The sequence below is a fragment of the Serratia sp. root2 genome (genome assembly GCF_031931805.1).
In the GTDB taxonomy this organism is placed as follows: domain Bacteria; phylum Pseudomonadota; class Gammaproteobacteria; order Enterobacterales; family Enterobacteriaceae; genus Serratia; species Serratia inhibens.
Window position 1 is genome coordinate 2,685,854 of record NZ_JAUJXB010000001.1, and the last position, 18,485, is coordinate 2,704,338.

Here is an 18,485-nt window from a genome sequence, read left to right on the forward strand (position 1 = left end):
CTGACGGGGAGCCTACCGGCTCCCCGATTAACATTTACTGATAAACAATCTCGCCCTTCGGTTCATAAGCCGCCGCATCCAGCGGTGAGTGCTTCTCGATATACTGTTTCAGCACTTCGGCATCGATAAAGCCGGTATTGACGTAGCTTGGCAGGGTATCCAGCTTCGGATAACCGTCGCCGCCCAACGCATTGAAGTTCAGCGTCGCCATACGGTAGGTTTTGTCCGCCTGCAATGGTTCGCCCTTGATCTTCACGTTGCTGACGCCCTTGCCGTCCGCCGTCAGGCTGACGTTGGCAAACTGCGCGTAAGCGCCGGAATCCACTTTCATGTTGGCCACCACCGCCAGGTATTTTTCCACCTCGCTGCCTTTCATCTCGGCGTACACCAGCGTGTTGCCAAACGGCTGCACCTTGAGCACGTTTTTATAGGTAATGTCGCCGGATTCGATCGAATCACGCACCCCGCCGCCGCTCATCACCGCAAAATCGGCTTCGGCGCGCTCCATTTGCGCCGCCAGCAGCACGCGCGACAGGTTGGTCTGAACGAAGCGCACCTTGCTGCGATCGCCCTCCAGCTTGCCGTTCACGCTGCCGATTTTAACCTCAAGCTGTGCCTTACCCTTGTCCTGGAACGGCGTCAGCAGTTTCATCATGGAAGGATCTTCCTGAATTTGCTGGGTGTAATACACCCGCTCGCTGGTGCCGTCGGCTTTTTCTACCTTCTTCTTCAGGTTGACCGGGATCAGTTGATAATGCACCAGCTTCAGTTCGCCGTTGCGGAACTGGAAGTCGGCGCGGCCGACGTATTTGCCCCACTCGTGCGCCTGGACGATCCAGGTGCCGTTTTGACGATCCGGCGAGCACGGAGTACCCGGTACGTAATCCACCTGTTTGTGGTTTTCGCCGGCCATACAGACCGGATCCTGCGAATGGCCGCCGACGATCATATCCAGGTAACCTGCCGGCAGGCTGCGCGCCATCTCGACGTCGCCCGGCGCGTTGGAGCCGTGGTTGCCGTCATCGTAATGGCCCATGTGAGTGGCGGCGATGATGACGTCCGGTTTTTCATCCTTGCGCAGTTGCTCAACCACTTGTTTCGCCTCCTGCGCCGGCACGCGGAACTCGATATCGGTGAAATATTCCGGGTTGCCGATCTTGGAGGTGTCATCGGTAGTCAGGCCGATAACCGCAATCTTGATGCCCTGCTTGTCGAATAAGGCGTAAGGTTTGAACAGGCGCTGTTGAGTGCTTTTCTGATAGATATTGGCCGACAGCAGCGGGAAGGTCGCCCATTTCTCCTGCTGACGCAACACGCTGAGCGGATTGTCGAACTCATGGTTGCCGATCGCCATCGCATCGTAACCCACCAGGTTCATGCCGCGAAAATCCGGTTCGGCATCCTGCAGATCGGACTCCGGCACGCCGGTATTGATATCACCGCCGGACAGCAGCAGCAGGCTGCCCCCCTTGGCCGCCACTTCCTGACGAATGCCGTCCACCAGGGTTTTCTGCGCGCCCAAACCGTACTCACCGTGATCGTTCTGCCAGAAATGGCCGTGGTGATCGTTGGTATGCAGGATGGTGATGTCGTAGGTCTTATCCTTTTCCCAGGCGCTGGCGGCTCCCGACAGGAAAGTCAGGGACACGGCCAAGGCGCATGCGGTGGTTTTTAACGAAAAACGCATGGCGGCTCTCCATGATGAAAATGAACTGTTTTTTGAGGTGGCCGAAATTGTAGCGCGAAACAAAGGCGAGGGATTTCAAATTTTTGCGATGTGCGTCAAATTATGTCGGATATGGTAAAAATTGAACAACTTGCCTAAGATAATCTGCTCTGAACTCTAAAACTTACCAGGCTAATAATAAAATGACCGACCGTAGCGAAACCGCCATATCGCCGGCCAAGGGCGGCGCGGTTAAAGGCACCGCTTTCTCGATCCTCGGTGCCATCAGCGTATCCCACTTGCTGAACGACATGATTCAGTCGCTGATCCTGGCGATTTACCCGATCCTGCAGGCCGATTTCAACCTCAGCTTTGTGCAGATAGGCATGATTACCCTAACCTACCAATTAACCGCTTCATTGTTGCAACCGCTGATCGGCCACTTCACCGATAAACACCCGCAGCCTTATTCGCTGCCGATCGGCATGGGCTTTACCCTGTGCGGCCTGTTGTTGCTGTCGGTAGCCAATACCTTCCCGCTGGTGTTGCTGGCCGCGGCGCTGGTCGGTACCGGCTCTTCGGTTTTCCACCCGGAATCGTCCCGCGTGGCGCGCATGGCTTCCGGCGGCCGACATGGTCTGGCGCAGTCGTTGTTCCAGGTCGGCGGCAACTTTGGCAGTTCGCTCGGCCCCCTGTTGGCGGCATTGATTATCGCGCCTTACGGTAAAGGCAACGTCGCCTGGTTCTCACTGGCGGCACTGTTGGCTATTGTGGTGCTGTTGCAGGTCAGCAAGTGGTATCAGCAACAGCATCAGGCAACAAAAGGCTTGCCTAAAACTGCCGCTGCGCGACAACCGCTGCCAAAACGTACCGTCACCTACGCACTCGGCATCCTGCTGGTACTGATATTCTCAAAATATTTCTATTTGGCCAGCATCAGCAGTTATTACACCTTTTATCTGATACATAAGTTCGGCGTTTCGGTACAGAATGCTCAAATACACCTGTTTGCTTTCCTGTTCGCCGTAGCCGCCGGCACCATTATCGGCGGGCCACTGGGAGACAAGATAGGCCGGAAATACGTCATTTGGGGCTCTATACTCGGTGCTGCGCCTTTCACGCTTGTTTTACCCTATGCATCTTTATACTGGACCGGCATTTTGACGGTGATCATAGGTGTAATTCTCGCTTCGGCGTTTTCGGCCATTCTGGTCTACGCCCAGGAGCTGATCCCGGGAAAAGTTGGCATGGTTTCCGGTTTATTCTTCGGTTTTGCTTTTGGTATGGGGGGATTAGGTGCGGCAGTTCTTGGTTATGTCGCAGATTTGACCAGTATCGAATTGGTCTACCAAATCTGTGCTTTCTTACCCTTGATCGGCATTATCACCGCACTCCTGCCTAATATGGATCATAACTCGCAATAACCCTGCTACAGCCCGGTTGATAAATATCATTCAGCCGGGTTATCTCCCACATAAATCAATGTTATTTGACTTATTCATTGATAAATCCCCTCACTGACCCGCCCAAAGCGGAATCCTCTGCTTTTTCTAAAAAAAGCCAAATTTAGCCAAGCAAGGCACACACAAATGCAATAAACTAAATGTATCTTTTCGTAACTTCGTTGCGCTTTCCCTCTGCCGTCATGCATAGCTAGAAGGAGTCTGGATGCATAATTCAACACCGTTAATCACCACTATTGTCGGAGGGTTAGTACTCGCCTTCCTCCTCGGTATGCTGGCGAACCGCCTGCGCATCTCCCCACTGGTAGGTTACCTTGCAGCAGGCGTGCTCGCCGGCCCCTTTACCCCCGGATTTGTTGCCGACACTTCACTGGCTCCAGAACTGGCGGAAATTGGCGTGATTTTGTTGATGTTCGGTGTTGGCCTCCATTTCTCTCTTAAAGACCTCCTCGCAGTAAAACATATCGCCATTCCCGGTGCCGTGGCGCAGATTGCCGTCGCCACCTTGTTGGGTATGGGGCTGTCGAAGCTGCTCGGCTGGGATTTGATTTCCGGGTTGGTGTTCGGGCTGTGTCTGTCCACCGCCAGTACCGTGGTACTGCTGCGTGCGCTCGAAGAACGCCAGCTGATTGATAGCCAGCGAGGGCAAATCGCCATCGGCTGGCTGATCGTGGAAGACCTGGCGATGGTGCTGACGTTGGTGTTGCTGCCGGCCTTCGGCAACATGATGGGCAACGACAACGCCAGCAGCAGCCAGTTGCTGATTGATCTGGCGCTCACCATCGGCAAGGTCATCGCCTTCATCGCACTGATGATTGTGGTTGGTCGCCGCCTGGTGCCGTGGATCCTGGCGAAAACCGCCAGCACCGGTTCCCGCGAGCTGTTTACCCTGGCGGTGCTGGCGCTGGCGCTCGGCATTGCCTATGGCGCAGTGAAGCTGTTCGACGTTTCCTTTGCTCTGGGGGCATTCTTCGCCGGCATGGTGCTGAACGAGTCGGAGCTGAGCCACCGTGCAGCCCATGACACGCTGCCGCTGCGCGATGCTTTTGCGGTGCTGTTCTTTGTCTCGGTCGGCATGCTGTTTGATCCGATGATCCTGATCAACGAGCCGCTGGCGGTGCTGGCGACGCTGGCGATTATCGTGTTCGGCAAATCGGCGGCGGCATTCCTGCTGGTGAAAATGTTCGGCCATTCCAAGCGTACCGCGCTGACCATCTCCGCCAGCCTGGCGCAGATCGGCGAGTTCGCCTTCATTTTGGCCGGCCTTGGCATCTCGCTCGGCATGATGTCGGAACACGGCCGCAATCTGGTACTGGCCGGCGCCATTCTGTCGATCATGCTTAATCCGCTGCTGTTCACCCTGCTTGAACGTTATCTGGCCAAAACCGAAACCATGGAAGACCAAATCCTGGAAGAAGCGGTGGAAGAAGAGAAGCAGATCCCGTTCGATATGTGCAATCACGCCCTGCTGGTCGGTTATGGCCGCGTCGGCAGCCTGCTGGGTGCCAAACTGGCCGAGGCCGGTATTCCGCTGGTGGTGATCGAGAACTCTCGCCCTCGGGTCGAAGCGCTGCGTGAACAGGGCATCAAGACGGTGCTGGGCAACGCCGCCAATCCGGAGGTGATGGATCTGGCACGGCTAGACTGCGCGCGCTGGTTGCTGCTGACCATTCCAAATGGCTACGAAGCCGGGGAGATCGTCGCCTCTGCGCGCAACAAACGGCCAAATATAGAGATTATTGCCCGCGCGCATTACGATGACGAAGTGTCATATATCTCCGATCGCGGTGCCGATCAGGTCGTGATGGGCGAGCGTGAAATCGCCAACAGCATGTTGAATATCCTCAAGCTGGATACGCTGAGCGAAGAAGAGAAAATGGGCGCCTGCCCGATTTGACGTGAAAACCGTCGATCAAAAAAGGTCCGGCTTGCCGGACCTTTTGCTTTTTTATCGTTCCCAGTAAGACTCTTCCAGACTGTCTTCCCGTTCCGGCAGGCCACGCGTCAGGCGCGGTGAATGCTGGTTAAGCACCTGATAACTGACGCGGTTGGCGTATTTGCACACCTGCGCCAACGAGGAATATGTCAGGTAGCTGCGCACGTGCTTGCTGGAGTTCGGCACGTTATTACGGTGAAAACCGTTGGCGGCGATATCATGCAACAACGCCGACAGCGCGCCGTCGCCGGCACCGTTGGTGTTCATGATTTTCTCCGGCCCGCCCATGTACGGCGCGATATGCGAATAGATGCGGAACGGGTTCTCGCAGCTTTCACGACGCATGGCACGGCTGAACTCATAACGGTTGAATTCGGCGATATGGCCCGGCAGCAGCGGATGCTGGGTTTCCCGCTTGTTGGCCTCTTCAGTGTAGCCCGCCATATACAGGCCGTTTGGCCCGGCGGTACACAGCACCAGATCCACCCATTCCAGCGCCATGTCCGAGGCGGTGAGCGGATCGCTCAACCCGGTCAGCTCCAGCGCTTCGTCTTCGTTCATCGCCAGAATCGACACATGTTGCTTCAGGAAATCGCGCCACCACTGCGGATTATCGGCAATCACATACTTGGTACCCAACGTCAGCACCACCGGCACATCGTGTTTCTTGGCGAATTCGATCGCCTGCATGGTAGCAGCCGGCATCGGCTCCCCCTCCTTACAGCGCACCAGATACGACGTCAGTACCAGCGCCGAAGCGCCTGCGATCACCTCTTCCGGCACGCTCTCCGGACGCAGCTGATTCATCTGCCCTGGGCTGATGGCGAAAGTGCGTTCGCCGCTTTCGGTGATCAAGGTGAAGCAGCGGCCAATGGCGCCGTCAACCGCCTGCAGGTGGTTAAGATCGGTGCGGCTGGAGGTATTGCACAGATAACGATAAGCGTAGCTACCGATTTTGATGTTGCTGCACATCACGCCGAGCAGGACCGAACGGTCATCCGCCAGCACCGAATAGTTGTGCAGGGTATTGCCGATGGTACCGCCGGCGAACTGATGGTCGATCTGATTGTTTTCGCTTAGCTCCTGATACAGCGCTTCGGCGACGTCATCCTCAATCACCAGAGAATGCCCCAGGCTCAGGGCGTAGCGCTGGACAAACGCGTCATCCACTTTCGCTTCGATATCCACCAGCGTCTGGTCAATGCCGACGATATAAGAGGTGCTGACTTCATTTTCAGGCTGAACCTGCTGCAAGAGCGGATCGCGGGCGTTCACCGGAAAATAGTGTTTGGACTTACGTTTACCAGGAAATTTCATGTGATTGGCGGCAGTGGCTATTATCAGGCAGAAAATGTTAGCACATTTCTGCCTGATTGAGGGGGTTGTATGACAATCAGAAGCGCTGCGCCACCAGTTGCTGCATCATATCAATATGCGCCGGCTCGTCGTTCAGCGCGGAAATATACTCGAACTTCTCACCGCCGGCTTTGAGGAAGATCTCGCGGTTCTGCTCTTTGATTTCTTCCAGCGTTTCCAGGCAATCCGCCGAGAAGCCGGGGCAAATCAGCTGAATGTGCTTGATGCCCTGCGCCGGCAGGCTTTTCAGGGTTTCATCGGTATAAGGTGTCAGCCAGGGTTCGCGGCCAAAGCGCGACTGGTAGGTCATCATGACCCTGTCCGGTGCCAGCGGCAGCGTGGCGGCCAGGGCGCGCAACGTATCTTCACAGCGCTGCGGATAATCGTCGCCGAGGCGAGCATAGCGCTTGGGAATGCCATGGAAAGACAACACCAGACGATCCGGCTGGCCATGCTCGGCGAACGAACGCTCGACGCTCTGCCGCAGCGCGGCAATGTAGGCCGGGTGCTCGGCGTAGTCACGGATAAAACCTATCGACGGCAGGCGGCGGTAGCCTTTCAGTACGCGAGCCACGCCGTCCCACACCGCCGCACTGGTCGAACAGGAGTATTGCGGATACAGCGGCAACACCACCAGATTGGTTACGCCTTGCGCCAACAGCTTGTCTATCGCCTCCGCCAGGCTCGGCGAGCCGTAGCTCATCCCCAGTTCCACCGGGGTATTCGGCATGCGTGCGGCCAGCGCGCGCTGCTGGCGGCGGCTGTAGACCAACAGCGGCGAACCTTCGTCCATCCAGACCGACTGATACAGCTTGGCGACGCGCGGCGATCGGATCGGCAGGATCACGCCATTAAGGATTGGCCACCAGATCAGCGGTGAAGTATCGACTACGCGGTCGTCACTGAGGAACTCCTTCAGATAGCGTTTTACCGCCGACGAGCTCGGAGCGTCCGGCGTGCCCAGGTTCACCAGCAATACCCCGTGTTTCTCTTGCTTCATCTCAGCTCCCCTTGATGCCTTGCAGGCTAACCCCCCGTTCTGGATCAGGGCGTTAACGTCAATTAATGGCGTCTATTGTAGCGGAAAAGCGTTTCACCGGAACCGATATCAGCAACAGGTAAAGGATATGAACGTCAGGATTGCGCCAGCTTCCAGAGCGCCGCTACATTGCGGGCCGTGACCTCAAGATTATCGGCCGCGTCCGTCAGGGCTTCTTCCAGCGTGACGACACGGTCAAGCACCGAAAAAGCAGCGTCAATGCCATGCTGGTGCACCACCTGATAATCTTTCGACAGGCTGCCGGCGATGCCGATCACCGGTAAGCCATGGCGTTTGGCTACCCTTGCCACGCCAATCGGCGTTTTGCCGTGGATCGACTGGCTGTCCAGTCGCCCTTCTCCGGTGATCACCAGATCGGCGTCACGAAGCGCCTCTTCCAGCCGCAAAGTTTCAATCACGATCTCAATTCCCGGCCGTAAGCGAGCGTTGAGCATGCCGAGCAAGGCCGCCCCCATTCCGCCCGCTGCACCAGCGCCCGGTGCGTTGAGCACCTCACGGCCGGTGGCCTGCTGCAGCAAACTGCCGAAATGGTTTAGTGCCGCATCCAACTGCGTCACCATCTCCGACGTGGCTCCCTTCTGCGGGCCAAACACCGCCGAAGCCCCCTGAGGGCCACATAAAGGGTTATCCACGTCACAGGCAGCCGTCACGCTCACCTGCTGCAGGCGTGGGTCTACCGCTGAAAGATCAATTTGCGCTAACCGGGTCAGTGCCGCGCCACCTGGCGGCAACGGTTGCTGTTGGTCATCCAGCAACCTGGCACCCAGCGCCTGCATCATACCGGCACCACCGTCGTTGGTGGCGCTACCGCCGATGCCCAGAATAATCGCCTTCACGCCGCGTTCCAGGGCCGCCAGGATCAGTTCACCGGTACCGTAACTGGTAGTAATACGCGGATCACGCTGTCCCTTGGGCGCCAAATGCAGACCGGAAGCGGCCGCCATCTCGATAACGGCAGTTTCCCCCTCCCCCAGCAAGCCGTAAAAGGCAGATACTGGCTGGCCCAACGGGCCGGTGACCTCAACCCTGACAATTTCTCCGCCGGTGGCCGCCACCATCGAATCCACCGTACCTTCGCCGCCGTCCGCCATCGGCAATTTCACATACTGCACCTGCGGGTAAATCTGGCGGAATCCGCGCTCGATGGCCTCAGCCACCGCCATCGCGCTCAGGCTCTCTTTAAACGAGTCTGGGGCAATTACCACTTTTTTCAGCGTTTTCATCAGTATTCCTTATCCTGCCAAATTAAATACGCCAAACATCAACGCCGAGACGGCGGCAATGGTAAAGCCGATCAGGGTTTCATACGGCAGTAACTTCAGCCGTTGATGAATAACCATATTGACGCTGCCACTGGTGGCGTGGAAAAAACTGCCGTGTGGCAGGTGATCCAGCACCGTGGCACCGGCATGGATCATCGCTGCTCCTGCCAGCCCACTGACGCCCAGTTCCAGCAGGGTGCTGCTGAATACGCCGGATGCCACGGCGGTACCGGCGGTGGTGGAAGCGGTAGCCATCGACATCAATACCCCGGAGAGCGGGGCCAGCAGCCAGGCCGGCATACCGGTGTGGGTCAATCCGTTAATCAACGCGTCTTTCAGCGCCGAGTTGGCGATAATGCCCGCCAGCGTCCCCGTGCCGAGCAGCATAATGGCCACCGGCGCCATGCGGCTCAGGCCAGAAACCATAAACTGATTACACTGGCGAATACGTCCCATCAATAACGCTCCCACCAATCCGCCGGCCGGTAACGCAATCAGCGGATCGACGGCGATGCCGGCGATCGGCCGCAGCGACAACAGCACAATGGCAACCAACGGTGCGCTGATCGCCGCCGCAAAACCTGGGTGAGAACCCTCAGCATGCTGCGTCAATTCCTCTGCCAGCACCTTGTCACCCTTGTTGCTCAAGCGCCGGGCCAGCAGATAGGCCACCACCAGCCCACACAGGCCAGGCACGATGCCGGCCATCATCACCGAGGTCAGCGGTACGTGGAAGTTATCGGCGGCCGCAATGGTGTTCGGGTTGGGTGACATCACGTTACCGGCCTTGCCGCCACCGATCATTGCCAACAGGATGGCACCGCGCGAGATCCCGGCCTTCTGGGCAATGGAGAGAGCGATCGGCGCTACGGTGATCACCGCCACGTCGATAAATACCCCAACCGCCGTAAGGATCAGTGTAGCTATCGCCAGCGCCAGCAGCGCACGGGTTTCCCCGACCTTGCGGACAATGGTTTCAGCAATGGTGTGCGCCGCACCGGACTCAATCAGCACCCCGGCCAATACCCCCGCGGCCAGAATGCGCATCACGGCGTTGGTGATACCCTGAGCGCCGGTGATCATCAGCGTCACGGTCTGTACCAGATCGGCGCCGCCGCACAACCCACCGGCCAGCGCGCCTGCAATCATGCCGTAGGCTGGCGGAACCTTGCGTAAAATCAGAACGATAGCGACGACCAATGCCACCAGCGCCCCAAGTGTGGATACCGTTGTCATTATTGTTTTCCCCGTTGTTGGTGTGGGGAAAACATATCCTGAGCGTCGAACATTAGCGTGAGAGGAAGCCACAAAAACTCACCGCATGGCGCGCTGGAAAGTTGTGGTTTTACACAACTCAGTCGTACATCAGCATGCCAATATACAACTGCAAGGCATCAGTTAACTGATTGATTTTCAATCCGGTAATCACCTCAATGCGCTGCAGACGATAGCGCAGAGTATTGACGTGGATATGCAGCTCAGTGGCGGTCTGCGTCTGATCACAATTCCGCGAAAAATAGTGCCGCAGGGTACTGCGCAGTACGCCTTTTTCATCACTGGCCCCCAGGATCTGCCAGGGGCGTGAAAGCTCTTGCGCACGCCAGTCTTCCCCCAAATCGCACAGCAATGACGGCAGCGGATAATCTGGGTAGAACAGCGTCTTGTGGCGCAGCTTCAACCGCTGCGCCATCGCCTGCGTGGCGCGGGCGGTCAGGTTAGAACGATGCAACCCCGCCTCACCGCTAAAAAAGCCACCGATAATCAAACGCAGGTTGAAACGCGACTGGAGCTGGCTTTGCAACTGCTGTGCCTGCTTGCGCTCCTGCTTCAAGTTCCATTCCCCCTGCACCAGGCTGGCGGGCCGCAGCAGGACCATTTCGTTGAGGCCGGTAATGGCGAGCAGCGCTTCACGCTGGGTGTGTTCCAGTTCCGCCAGCAATTCACGCAACAAATTCGGCTGGGGATCCTGTAACTCCAGGATCCAGACGATACGTGGCAGTTGCAGATCCAGGCCCAGATAGGCAGCCATCGCCTCCAGCGAGGCCGATGCCGGCTGCGACTGCAGCAACTGATTCGCCAGTTCCTCGCGATAACGCTTTTCCCACTGGTTTTGGCTCAACAATGCCGCCTGCTCCACCATCAGCTCAGCCGCCATTTTTACCAGTTCGGCATAGGCACGCACCTGAGTGGGCTCGCCGGAAATGCCGATCACCCCCACCTGTTGACTACGAAAGCTAAATGGCAGGTTAATGCCTGGCCGTACACCTTTAAGATGCGCTGCGGTCACCGTATCGATTTCCACCACCCGGTTCTCGGTTAGCGCCAATACCGCACCCTCATGGCGCTGGAACAGGCGTGAGGGATTACCTGAGGCGATGATGACACCGTTGCTGTCCATAACGTTGACAGAATGGTTGATGATGCCCATGGCCCGCTGCACTATCTGGCGCGCGGTGGATTCTGCCAGCAAATTGGTGGATCTGAGCATCAGGAAAGTCTCCATAGGTTATTATGGAGGCAGTTATACGTTATTTATCGTGGGTGATTAAAGCGCACTGGCTCAACAAGCCACGGCGATCACAGTTCGGCTGGAAAGTGGCAAAAAAAACGCCAGACCGATAAGGCCTGGCGCTATGCACAGCAATAAAAATCGATCAGCCGAGGATGTTCGCCAGTTCAGCGCTCACTTCGGTCACTTTACGGGTGCCGTCGATTTTACGGTATTGGGTGTTGCCTGCTTCAGCTTCTTTGCTGTAGTAGGAAATCAGCGGTGCGGTCATCTGATGATATTCCACCAGACGCTTGCGCACGGTTTCTTCCTGATCGTCTTTACGGGTAGTCAGCTCTTCGCCGGTCACGTCGTCTTTACCTTCCACCTGCGGCGGATTGAATTTAACGTGATACACGCGACCAGACGGCGCATGTACGCGACGGCCCACGATGCGATCGACGATCAGTTCGTCCGGCACGGCGAATTCCAACACGTAATCCACGTTGATGCCGGCTTCTTTCATTGCGTCGGCCTGTGGAATAGTGCGCGGAAAACCGTCCAGCAGGAAGCCGTTACGGCAATCTTCCTGAGTGATGCGTTCTTTAACCAGTGCAATTACCAGCTCATCGGTCACCAGCTTGCCGGCGTCCATGATTTCCTTCGCCTGCTTGCCCAGTTCACTGCCGGCCTTCACGGCTGCGCGCAACATATCACCGGTGGAGATTTGCGGAATACCGTATTTCTCCATGATGAATTGAGCCTGAGTACCTTTACCAGCGCCCGGAGCGCCCAGCAGAATGATACGCATTGCGTAAATCCCCTTGCTATGTAGTTTTTATAAAATTGCGAAAACGCTCAACCATACCATTTCCGGGGGGGCTGGCTCAAGGTACGCAAGGAAATCGATTGCGGGACGACAGGGACAACAAGGCAGGTAAAACAGGAAAATCAGGGAGTAAAGCAAAGAATGCGCCCTTAACCCTGCGGTTAAGGGCGCATAAGCCGGGAATTATGCCGACAACAACTTATTCATGCGGCGGATAAACTGGTTTGGATCTTCCAGCGTGCCGCGTTCAGCCAGCAGCGCCTGATCCATTAGCAGATCGATCCATTCGGCGAATTGTTCGTTATCACCCACATCGGATGCGCGTTTGACCAACGCATGCTCCGGATTTAACTCGAAAATGTATTTCACTTCCGGCGCTTCCTGGCCCGCAGCGGCAAACAGTTTTGCCATCTGGGTACTCATTTCATCGGCGCCGGTGGTGACAATGGCCGGCGTATCGGTCAGGCGGTGCGTCAGACGCACGTCCTTCACGCGATCGCCCAACAGCGTTTTCACGCGGTCGATAAACGGCTCCAGCTGCTTCTCGGCGGCCTTCTGCTCTTCGGTTTCATCCGCCAGTTTGTCAAGCGCTTCGTCCGCCTTGCTGACCGACTGGAATGGCTTGCCGTCGAACTCGGTCAGGTAGCTCATCATCCATTCGTCGATGCGATCGGAAAGCAGCAGCACTTCGATGCCTTTCTTGCGGAACAGCTCCAGGTGCGGGCTGCTCTTGGCGGCGGCATAGCTGTCGGCAGTGATGTAATAAATTTTATCCTGCCCTTCCGCCATGCGCCCGACATACTCTTCCAGCGAGACGGTTTGCGCAGAGCTGTCGCTCTGGGTCGAAGCGAAACGCAACAGTTTGGCGATGGCCTCTTTGTTGCCGCCGTCTTCTGCCGGGCCTTCTTTCAGCACCAGGCCGAACTGCTGCCAGAACTTCTGGTAGCCTTCAGCATCGTCTTTAGCCAGTTTTTCCAGCATCTGCAATACGCGTTTGGTCAGCGCGCCGCGCAGGTTTTGCGTCACGCGGCTGTCTTGCAGGATTTCACGCGAGACGTTCAGCGGCAGGTCGTTGGAATCTATCAGGCCACGCACGAAGCGCAGGTAGTTCGGCATGAACTGCTCGGCGTCGTCCATGATAAACACGCGCTGCACGTACAGCTTCAGGCCGTGTTTATGATCGCGGTTCCACATGTCCCACGGTGCCTGCGCCGGGATATACAGCAAGCTGGTATATTCCTGCTTGCCTTCCACCCGGTTATGGCTCCAGCTCAGCGGATCGGTAAAGTCGTGAGCTATGTGCTTGTAGAACTCTTTGTACTCTTCGTCGGTGACGTCAGCCTTGCTGCGGGTCCACAGGGCTTGCGCCTTGTTGATCTTTTCCCAGGTGACGGTGCCGTCTTCTTCGTTTTTGCTTTCAATCTCAACCGGCAGCGCGATGTGATCGGAGTATTTGCCGATCACCGAACGTAGACGCCAGGCGTCGAGGTATTCATCTTCGCCTTCGCGCAGATGCAAGGTGATCTCGGTGCCGCGATCTTCTTTGGTGTCATCGGCAATGGTGTAATCGCCTTCACCGGCGGACTCCCAGAACACGCCCTGATCGGCCGCCGCGCCGGCGGCACGGGTACGCACGGTGACTTTATCCGCCACGATGAACGCCGAATAGAAACCGACGCCGAACTGGCCGATCAGTTGGCTGTCTTTGGCCTGGTCGGAACCGATAGACTCCAGGAATGATTTAGTGCCTGATTTAGCGATGGTGCCGAGGTTTTCGATCACTTCGTCGCGGCTCATGCCGATGCCGTTATCGGCAATGGTCAGCGTGCGCTGGTCTTTATCGAACGAAATGCGTACGCGCAGATCGCCGTCGCCTTCATACAACTCAGGCGCAGACAGCGCGCGGAAACGCAGTTTGTCGGCGGCGTCCGAGGCGTTGGAGATCAGCTCGCGCAGGAAGATTTCTTTATTGGAGTACAGCGAATGAATCATCAAATGAAGCAGTTGTTTTACTTCAGACTGGAAACCGCGGGTTTCTTGACCTTTCATACTCATTGATTACCTCAAAGACAGTTGCTACCAAAACCGGACAATGAGGAATAAGTGGGGACAAGCGCGTTGTTTTTCAAGCGACTGGCGGGATTTTTTTGCGGAAAAATAACGGGGCCACACCGGCCCCGTCGGGAAAAACATTAAAATTTGATGACGTTGCGACCGGCCAGCGAATGCGACAGCGTGGTGCCGTCGACCATCTCCAGCTCGCCGCCCACCGGCACGCCGTGGGCAATGCGACTGGCAACCACGCCATACTGGCCGCACATCTCGGCGATGTAGTTCGCGGTTGCGTCACCTTCCACCGTCGGATTCGTGGCCAGGATCACTTCAGCAATGTTTTCCTTCTCCAGCCGTTGCTCCAACCGATCCAGACCGATATCGCCAGGCCCAATGCCGTCCATCGGCGACAGATGGCCCATCAGCACAAAGTAGCGCCCGGCGAACTGGCCGGTCTGCTCGATGGCGTGAATATCAGCCGGGCTTTCCACCACGCAGATCTGGCCGTTTTGCAGACGGCGCGGATTGGCGCAAATGGTGCAGATATCCTGCTCGGTGAAAGTGCGGCAATCGGCACAGTGGCCAATTTCCGACATGGCGCGGGTCAGCGCCTGCGCCAAGCGCATTCCGCCGCTGCGATCGCGCTGCAGCAACTGAAACGCCATACGCTGAGCTGACTTCGGGCCAACGCCCGGCAGGCAACGCAACGCCTCCATTAATGTTTCAAGGAGCGGGCTGGTTTGCATCAGAACGGCATCTTAAAGCCAGGTGGCAATTGCATGCCGCTGGAAACAGACGCCATCTTTTCTTTCTGGGTTTCGTCGATGCGGCGCGCGGCGTCGTTAAACGCAGCGGCGATCAGGTCTTCCAGCATCTCTTTGTCGTCTTCCATCAGGCTTTGATCGATCTCCACACGACGGCAGTTGTGCGCGCCGTTGATGGTGACTTTCACCAGGCCGGCACCGGATTCGCCCGTCACTTCCAATTTGGCGACTTCTTCCTGCATCTGTTGCATCTTTTCTTGCATTTGCTGGGCTTGCTTCATCAGGTTGCCCAGACCGCCTTTACCAAACATAGTCGTCTCTCGTCGCTAGGGCCGCGCACTTTGCGCAGCGTTTAAAGGGGGCGGATACTCTCTTCGTCCAGATCCGCGTCGAAAAATCGGCGCAGCGTCTGGATATTGGTATCCGCAACGATGGACTGACGCGCCTGCGCCAGTTTTTCTTCATAAATGGCTTGCCGCCACTCCAGCGGAGTCCGCTCCGCCGGATTATCGTCTTCCACCACAGTCAACTCAACCGGGCTGCCATACAGCTCGCCGAGTGCGTCAGTCAACACCTTCTGCGCCGAAGGCGAGTTCAGATGGCGCTGCGAAGACCGCAGGCGGAGACAAATTTTGCCTGGTTCCAGCTGTTGTTTCACGGCGTTCAACGCCAGTTGCTGCACCAGTTTCGGGATTTTCAGCTTATCGATCTCTGCCGCCCAGGGGTCACGCTCAAGCGACTCGACCACCAGTTTGGCCGACAGCTCGGGCGTTTTCTCATGCTCCAGTGCGGTACGCAACGCTTTCGGCGTCGCCAGCGGTTCCGGCTCCGGTTCCGGCTCGGTCAGCGCCCGCCAACGGTAGGCTTCCGGCTTGGCCGGTTTTTCCTGCACCTGTTTTTCCGCCAGGCGCTGCTGGCTGCGCTCAGTCACTGAAGCCAAACGCTCCAGCGCTGAGTTTGCCGGCCGCGCTTTTCCAGGCGCCGCCGGCTCATTCTTTTTTGGTGTGGATGCTCCCTGCCGCAGCAGTTGGGTGCGCGCTTTTAATAGCTGCGCGGTGGCATCCGGCAAATTCGCGGGTTGAGTGTTTTGCAGCGCGGCCTGCCCTAATGGCGGCGGCGCGTCCTGAAACTGCGGCGGTTGAGCAGAGGGAGCCTGCGGCTGCGCTATCTGCGCAGGGGCAACTTGCACCGGTGCCACCGGCTCCGGGATCACCGCTTTCGGGTGAAACGCCAACGCACGCAGCAGGGTCATCTCAACCCCCATGCGGCGATCCGGCGCAAAAGCCAGCTCTTTGCGCCCCACCAGCAGCGTTTGGTAATAAAGCTGTACGTCAGTCGGCGGCAAGGTGCGCGCCAGCTCACGCAGCCGCTGTTCAATGGCGGCGTAATGATTGTCCAGTACCGACGGCAACAATTGCACCATCGCAATGCGGTGCAACAACGCCAGCGTCTCGACCAGCAAATTTTCCCAGTCTACGCCGCGAGAAGCCGCCTGCGCGACCTGCGCCATGACCTTTTCGCCGTCGGCGCTCACCAGCGCTTCCAGGATGGCCAGCGGCTGTTCGTCGTCCAGCGTGCCCAGCATTTGGCTTACGGTGGCGGTCGTCACCTGACCTTGCCCCATGGCAATCGCCTGGTCGGTCAGGCTGAGCGCGTCACGCATGCTGCCGTCGGCGGCGCGCGCCAACAGTTGCAATGCGCGCTGATCGCTGGTGATTTGCTCCGCCTGCAGCACCGTTTCCAGTTGATTGCGGATCTGATCGACATCCAGCGCTTTGAGATGGAATTGCAGGCAGCGTGACAGAATGGTCACCGGCAGCTTTTGCGGATCGGTGGTCGCCAGCAGGAACTTCACGTGCGAAGGCGGCTCTTCCAGCGTTTTCAACAGCGCATTGAAGCTGTGACGCGAGAGCATGTGCACTTCGTCAATCAGGTAAACTTTGAAACGGCCGCGGGCGGGCGCGTACTGGACGTTATCCAGCAGATCGCGGGTATCTTCCACCTTGGTTCTGGACGCGGCGTCGATCTCGATCAGATCGACAAAACGCCCTTGCTCAATCTCGCGGCAGTTATCGCATTGGCCGCACGGGGTGGCGGTGATGCCGGTTTCACAGTTCAGGCCTTTGGCCAGCAAGCGCGCAATGGTGGTTTTACCCACGCCGCGCGTGCCTGAAAACAGATAGGCGTGATGAATCCGCCCCAGCGAGAGGCCGTTAGCCAGCGCCGTCAGGACGTGTTCTTGTCCGACAACATCTGCAAACGTTTGAGGGCGCCACTTACGGGCAAGAACCTGATAGCTCATTAATACCGGAGAAGTCGAGGAATCTAGAGGGTCATGCTAACACAGCCCCGCGGCGATCCGCGAGGCCGTTGTGGCATTGGGACAATGCAGGATCAGTGACCTGCGAAGTTGACCAGGCTGTAGCATTCGATGCCCTGCTGATTTAAACGGGCTTCACCGCCCAGCTCCGGCAGATTGATGATGAAAGCGGCATCTTTGACTTCCCCGCCCAGGCGGCGGATCAGTTTCGCGGTGGCCTCGATGGTGCCCCCGGTCGCCAGCAGATCGTCAACCACCAGCACTTTATCGCCGGTAACGATGGCGTCGGTGTGGATTTCCAACTGATCGGTGCCGTATTCCAGCTCATAGCTCTCGCTGAGGGTCGCGCGCGGCAGCTTGCCCGGCTTGCGCACCGGCACAAAACCTACGCCCAACGCCAACGCCACCGGGGCGCCAAACAGAAAACCACGCGCTTCGGTGCCCACCACTTTGGTCACGCCCGCATCGCGATAGCGCTCAACCAGCAATTCAATGCTGGCCGCGTAAGCCAGCGGGTTTTCCAGCAGGCTGGTGACGTCACGGAACAGTATGCCCGGCTTTGGATAATCCGGAATGGTTTTGATACTGTCTTTAATAAACTGAAGCTGCTGCGCAGTAGCGGTCATAATTATTGCCTGATAAAACTACCTGATGACTTGCGCGCAAACCTCTTCTTCCAATCCATTATAAAGAGGGAATGGAAAGCGGGCCGCGCACGAAAACGCCCAAATCTATGCAAACTGACGGACAAATGCAACTATCCCTGCCATCTTTCAAGTTACAGCGCTGTTGGCGGATTACCCCAGAGCCGCCCCATGCAGGCGCGGCATGCGGCGCCCCCACAACGCACGAGCGGATCGCCTGGCTGTGACTTGAAAGCTATTGGGTATGATAAGACAGGATCAGCGCCGTTTTTGTTGCGACAGATCAACAACCGGCAGACGCAACATAAAGGTCAACAGGATGACCAGCATCAGCAGCAGCACTCCACGCACCCACCAGAGTTTAACCAGCCACAGCGAAACCGCAAACGTCAGCGTAATCACCGCTACCGCCTTCCATTTGGCCCCCGGCGGCAACGCACGGTGCTGTTGCCAATGACGCAGATAAGGACCGAACCAGGAGCGATACAGCAGCCAATGGTGAAAGCGCGGCGACGAGCGGGCAAAACACCAGGCGGCCAGCAGCAGAAACGGCGTGGTCGGCAGCAGCGGCAGCACCACGCCCAGCGTGGCCAGTACCACCGCCAACCAACCGAGGATAATCAATAACCAACGCGTCATGCGAGC

General features: G+C 57.3%; 15 protein-coding genes and 1 other annotated feature. Of the genes, 2 read left to right on the forward strand and 13 right to left on the reverse strand.

The annotated features are described in order from the left end of the window. Positions 1–34: 34 nt before the first annotated feature. Positions 35–1,687 carry a bifunctional UDP-sugar hydrolase/5'-nucleotidase UshA gene (gene ushA / locus QZQ97_RS12465; protein ID WP_311993662.1) on the reverse strand — a complete coding sequence of 551 codons (1,653 nt, stop codon included), beginning with the start codon at positions 1,685–1,687 and terminating at the stop codon, positions 35–37. A gap of 182 nt (positions 1,688–1,869) precedes the next feature. On the opposite strand from ushA, the gene QZQ97_RS12470 reads away from it, so the two are divergent. Next, entirely contained in the window at positions 1,870–3,090 is a 1,221-nt protein-coding gene (locus QZQ97_RS12470; RefSeq protein WP_311993663.1) for an MFS transporter, read from the forward strand. Between the two features lie 244 nt (positions 3,091–3,334). After that, entirely contained in the window at positions 3,335–5,026 is a 1,692-nt protein-coding gene (gene ybaL, locus QZQ97_RS12475) for a YbaL family putative K(+) efflux transporter (RefSeq protein ID WP_013811796.1), read from the forward strand. Positions 5,027–5,077: 51 nt separating this feature from the next. Here ybaL and QZQ97_RS12480 read toward each other — a convergent pair whose 3' ends face one another. The 12 genes from QZQ97_RS12480 to QZQ97_RS12535 all read right to left on the reverse strand — a co-directional run bounded on the left by QZQ97_RS12480 (position 5,078) and on the right by QZQ97_RS12535 (position 18,479). Further along, entirely contained in the window at positions 5,078–6,382 is a 1,305-nt protein-coding gene (locus tag QZQ97_RS12480; RefSeq protein WP_311993664.1) for an inosine/guanosine kinase, read from the reverse strand. A 76-nt stretch (positions 6,383–6,458) separates the two neighbouring features. Beyond that, a complete protein-coding gene (gene hemH, locus QZQ97_RS12485) occupies positions 6,459–7,421 on the reverse strand; it encodes a ferrochelatase (protein WP_311993665.1) in 963 nt (320 codons plus the stop codon). A 134-nt stretch (positions 7,422–7,555) separates the two neighbouring features. Next, positions 7,556–8,704, reverse strand: a complete 1,149-nt coding sequence (locus QZQ97_RS12490; RefSeq protein ID WP_311993666.1) for a glycerate kinase — start codon at positions 8,702–8,704, stop codon at positions 7,556–7,558. Positions 8,705–8,713: 9 nt separating this feature from the next. After that, a complete protein-coding gene (locus tag QZQ97_RS12495; RefSeq protein WP_311993667.1) occupies positions 8,714–9,979 on the reverse strand; it encodes a GntP family permease in 1,266 nt (421 codons plus the stop codon). Between the two features lie 118 nt (positions 9,980–10,097). Further along, the gene (locus tag QZQ97_RS12500) at positions 10,098–11,231 is read right to left on the reverse strand and encodes a sugar diacid recognition domain-containing protein (protein ID WP_311993668.1); all 1,134 of its coding nucleotides are present in this window, start codon (positions 11,229–11,231) and stop codon (positions 10,098–10,100) included. Positions 11,232–11,397: 166 nt separating this feature from the next. Then, positions 11,398–12,042, reverse strand: a complete 645-nt coding sequence (gene adk, locus QZQ97_RS12505; RefSeq protein ID WP_311993669.1) for an adenylate kinase — start codon at positions 12,040–12,042, stop codon at positions 11,398–11,400. Between the two features lie 201 nt (positions 12,043–12,243). Continuing rightward, a complete protein-coding gene (gene htpG / locus QZQ97_RS12510) occupies positions 12,244–14,109 on the reverse strand; it encodes a molecular chaperone HtpG (RefSeq protein ID WP_311993670.1) in 1,866 nt (621 codons plus the stop codon). A 143-nt stretch (positions 14,110–14,252) separates the two neighbouring features. After that, entirely contained in the window at positions 14,253–14,858 is a 606-nt protein-coding gene (recR, locus tag QZQ97_RS12515; protein ID WP_311993671.1) for a recombination mediator RecR, read from the reverse strand. Further along, complete coding sequence (locus QZQ97_RS12520) at positions 14,858–15,187, reverse strand: YbaB/EbfC family nucleoid-associated protein (protein WP_004949379.1); 330 nt, start codon at positions 15,185–15,187, stop codon at positions 14,858–14,860. Before QZQ97_RS12520 ends, recR begins: the two co-directional genes overlap by 1 nt. A 41-nt stretch (positions 15,188–15,228) precedes the next feature. Further along, positions 15,229–17,178 (reverse strand): DNA polymerase III subunit gamma/tau, encoded by a 1,950-nt coding sequence (gene dnaX / locus QZQ97_RS12525; protein WP_311993672.1) that lies wholly within the window; start codon positions 17,176–17,178, stop codon positions 15,229–15,231. Further along, positions 15,832–15,896 (reverse strand) — a sequence feature (DnaX frameshifting element). (Overlaps the previous gene by 65 nt.) A 92-nt stretch (positions 17,179–17,270) precedes the next feature. Then, positions 17,271–17,822, reverse strand: a complete 552-nt coding sequence (gene apt, locus QZQ97_RS12530) for an adenine phosphoribosyltransferase (protein WP_311993673.1) — start codon at positions 17,820–17,822, stop codon at positions 17,271–17,273. 276 nt (positions 17,823–18,098) lie between these two features. Beyond that, positions 18,099–18,479: a DUF454 family protein gene (locus tag QZQ97_RS12535; RefSeq protein WP_311993674.1), complete on the reverse strand. Its 381-nt coding sequence runs from the start codon at positions 18,477–18,479 to the stop codon at positions 18,099–18,101. Positions 18,480–18,485: the final 6 nt, after the last annotated feature.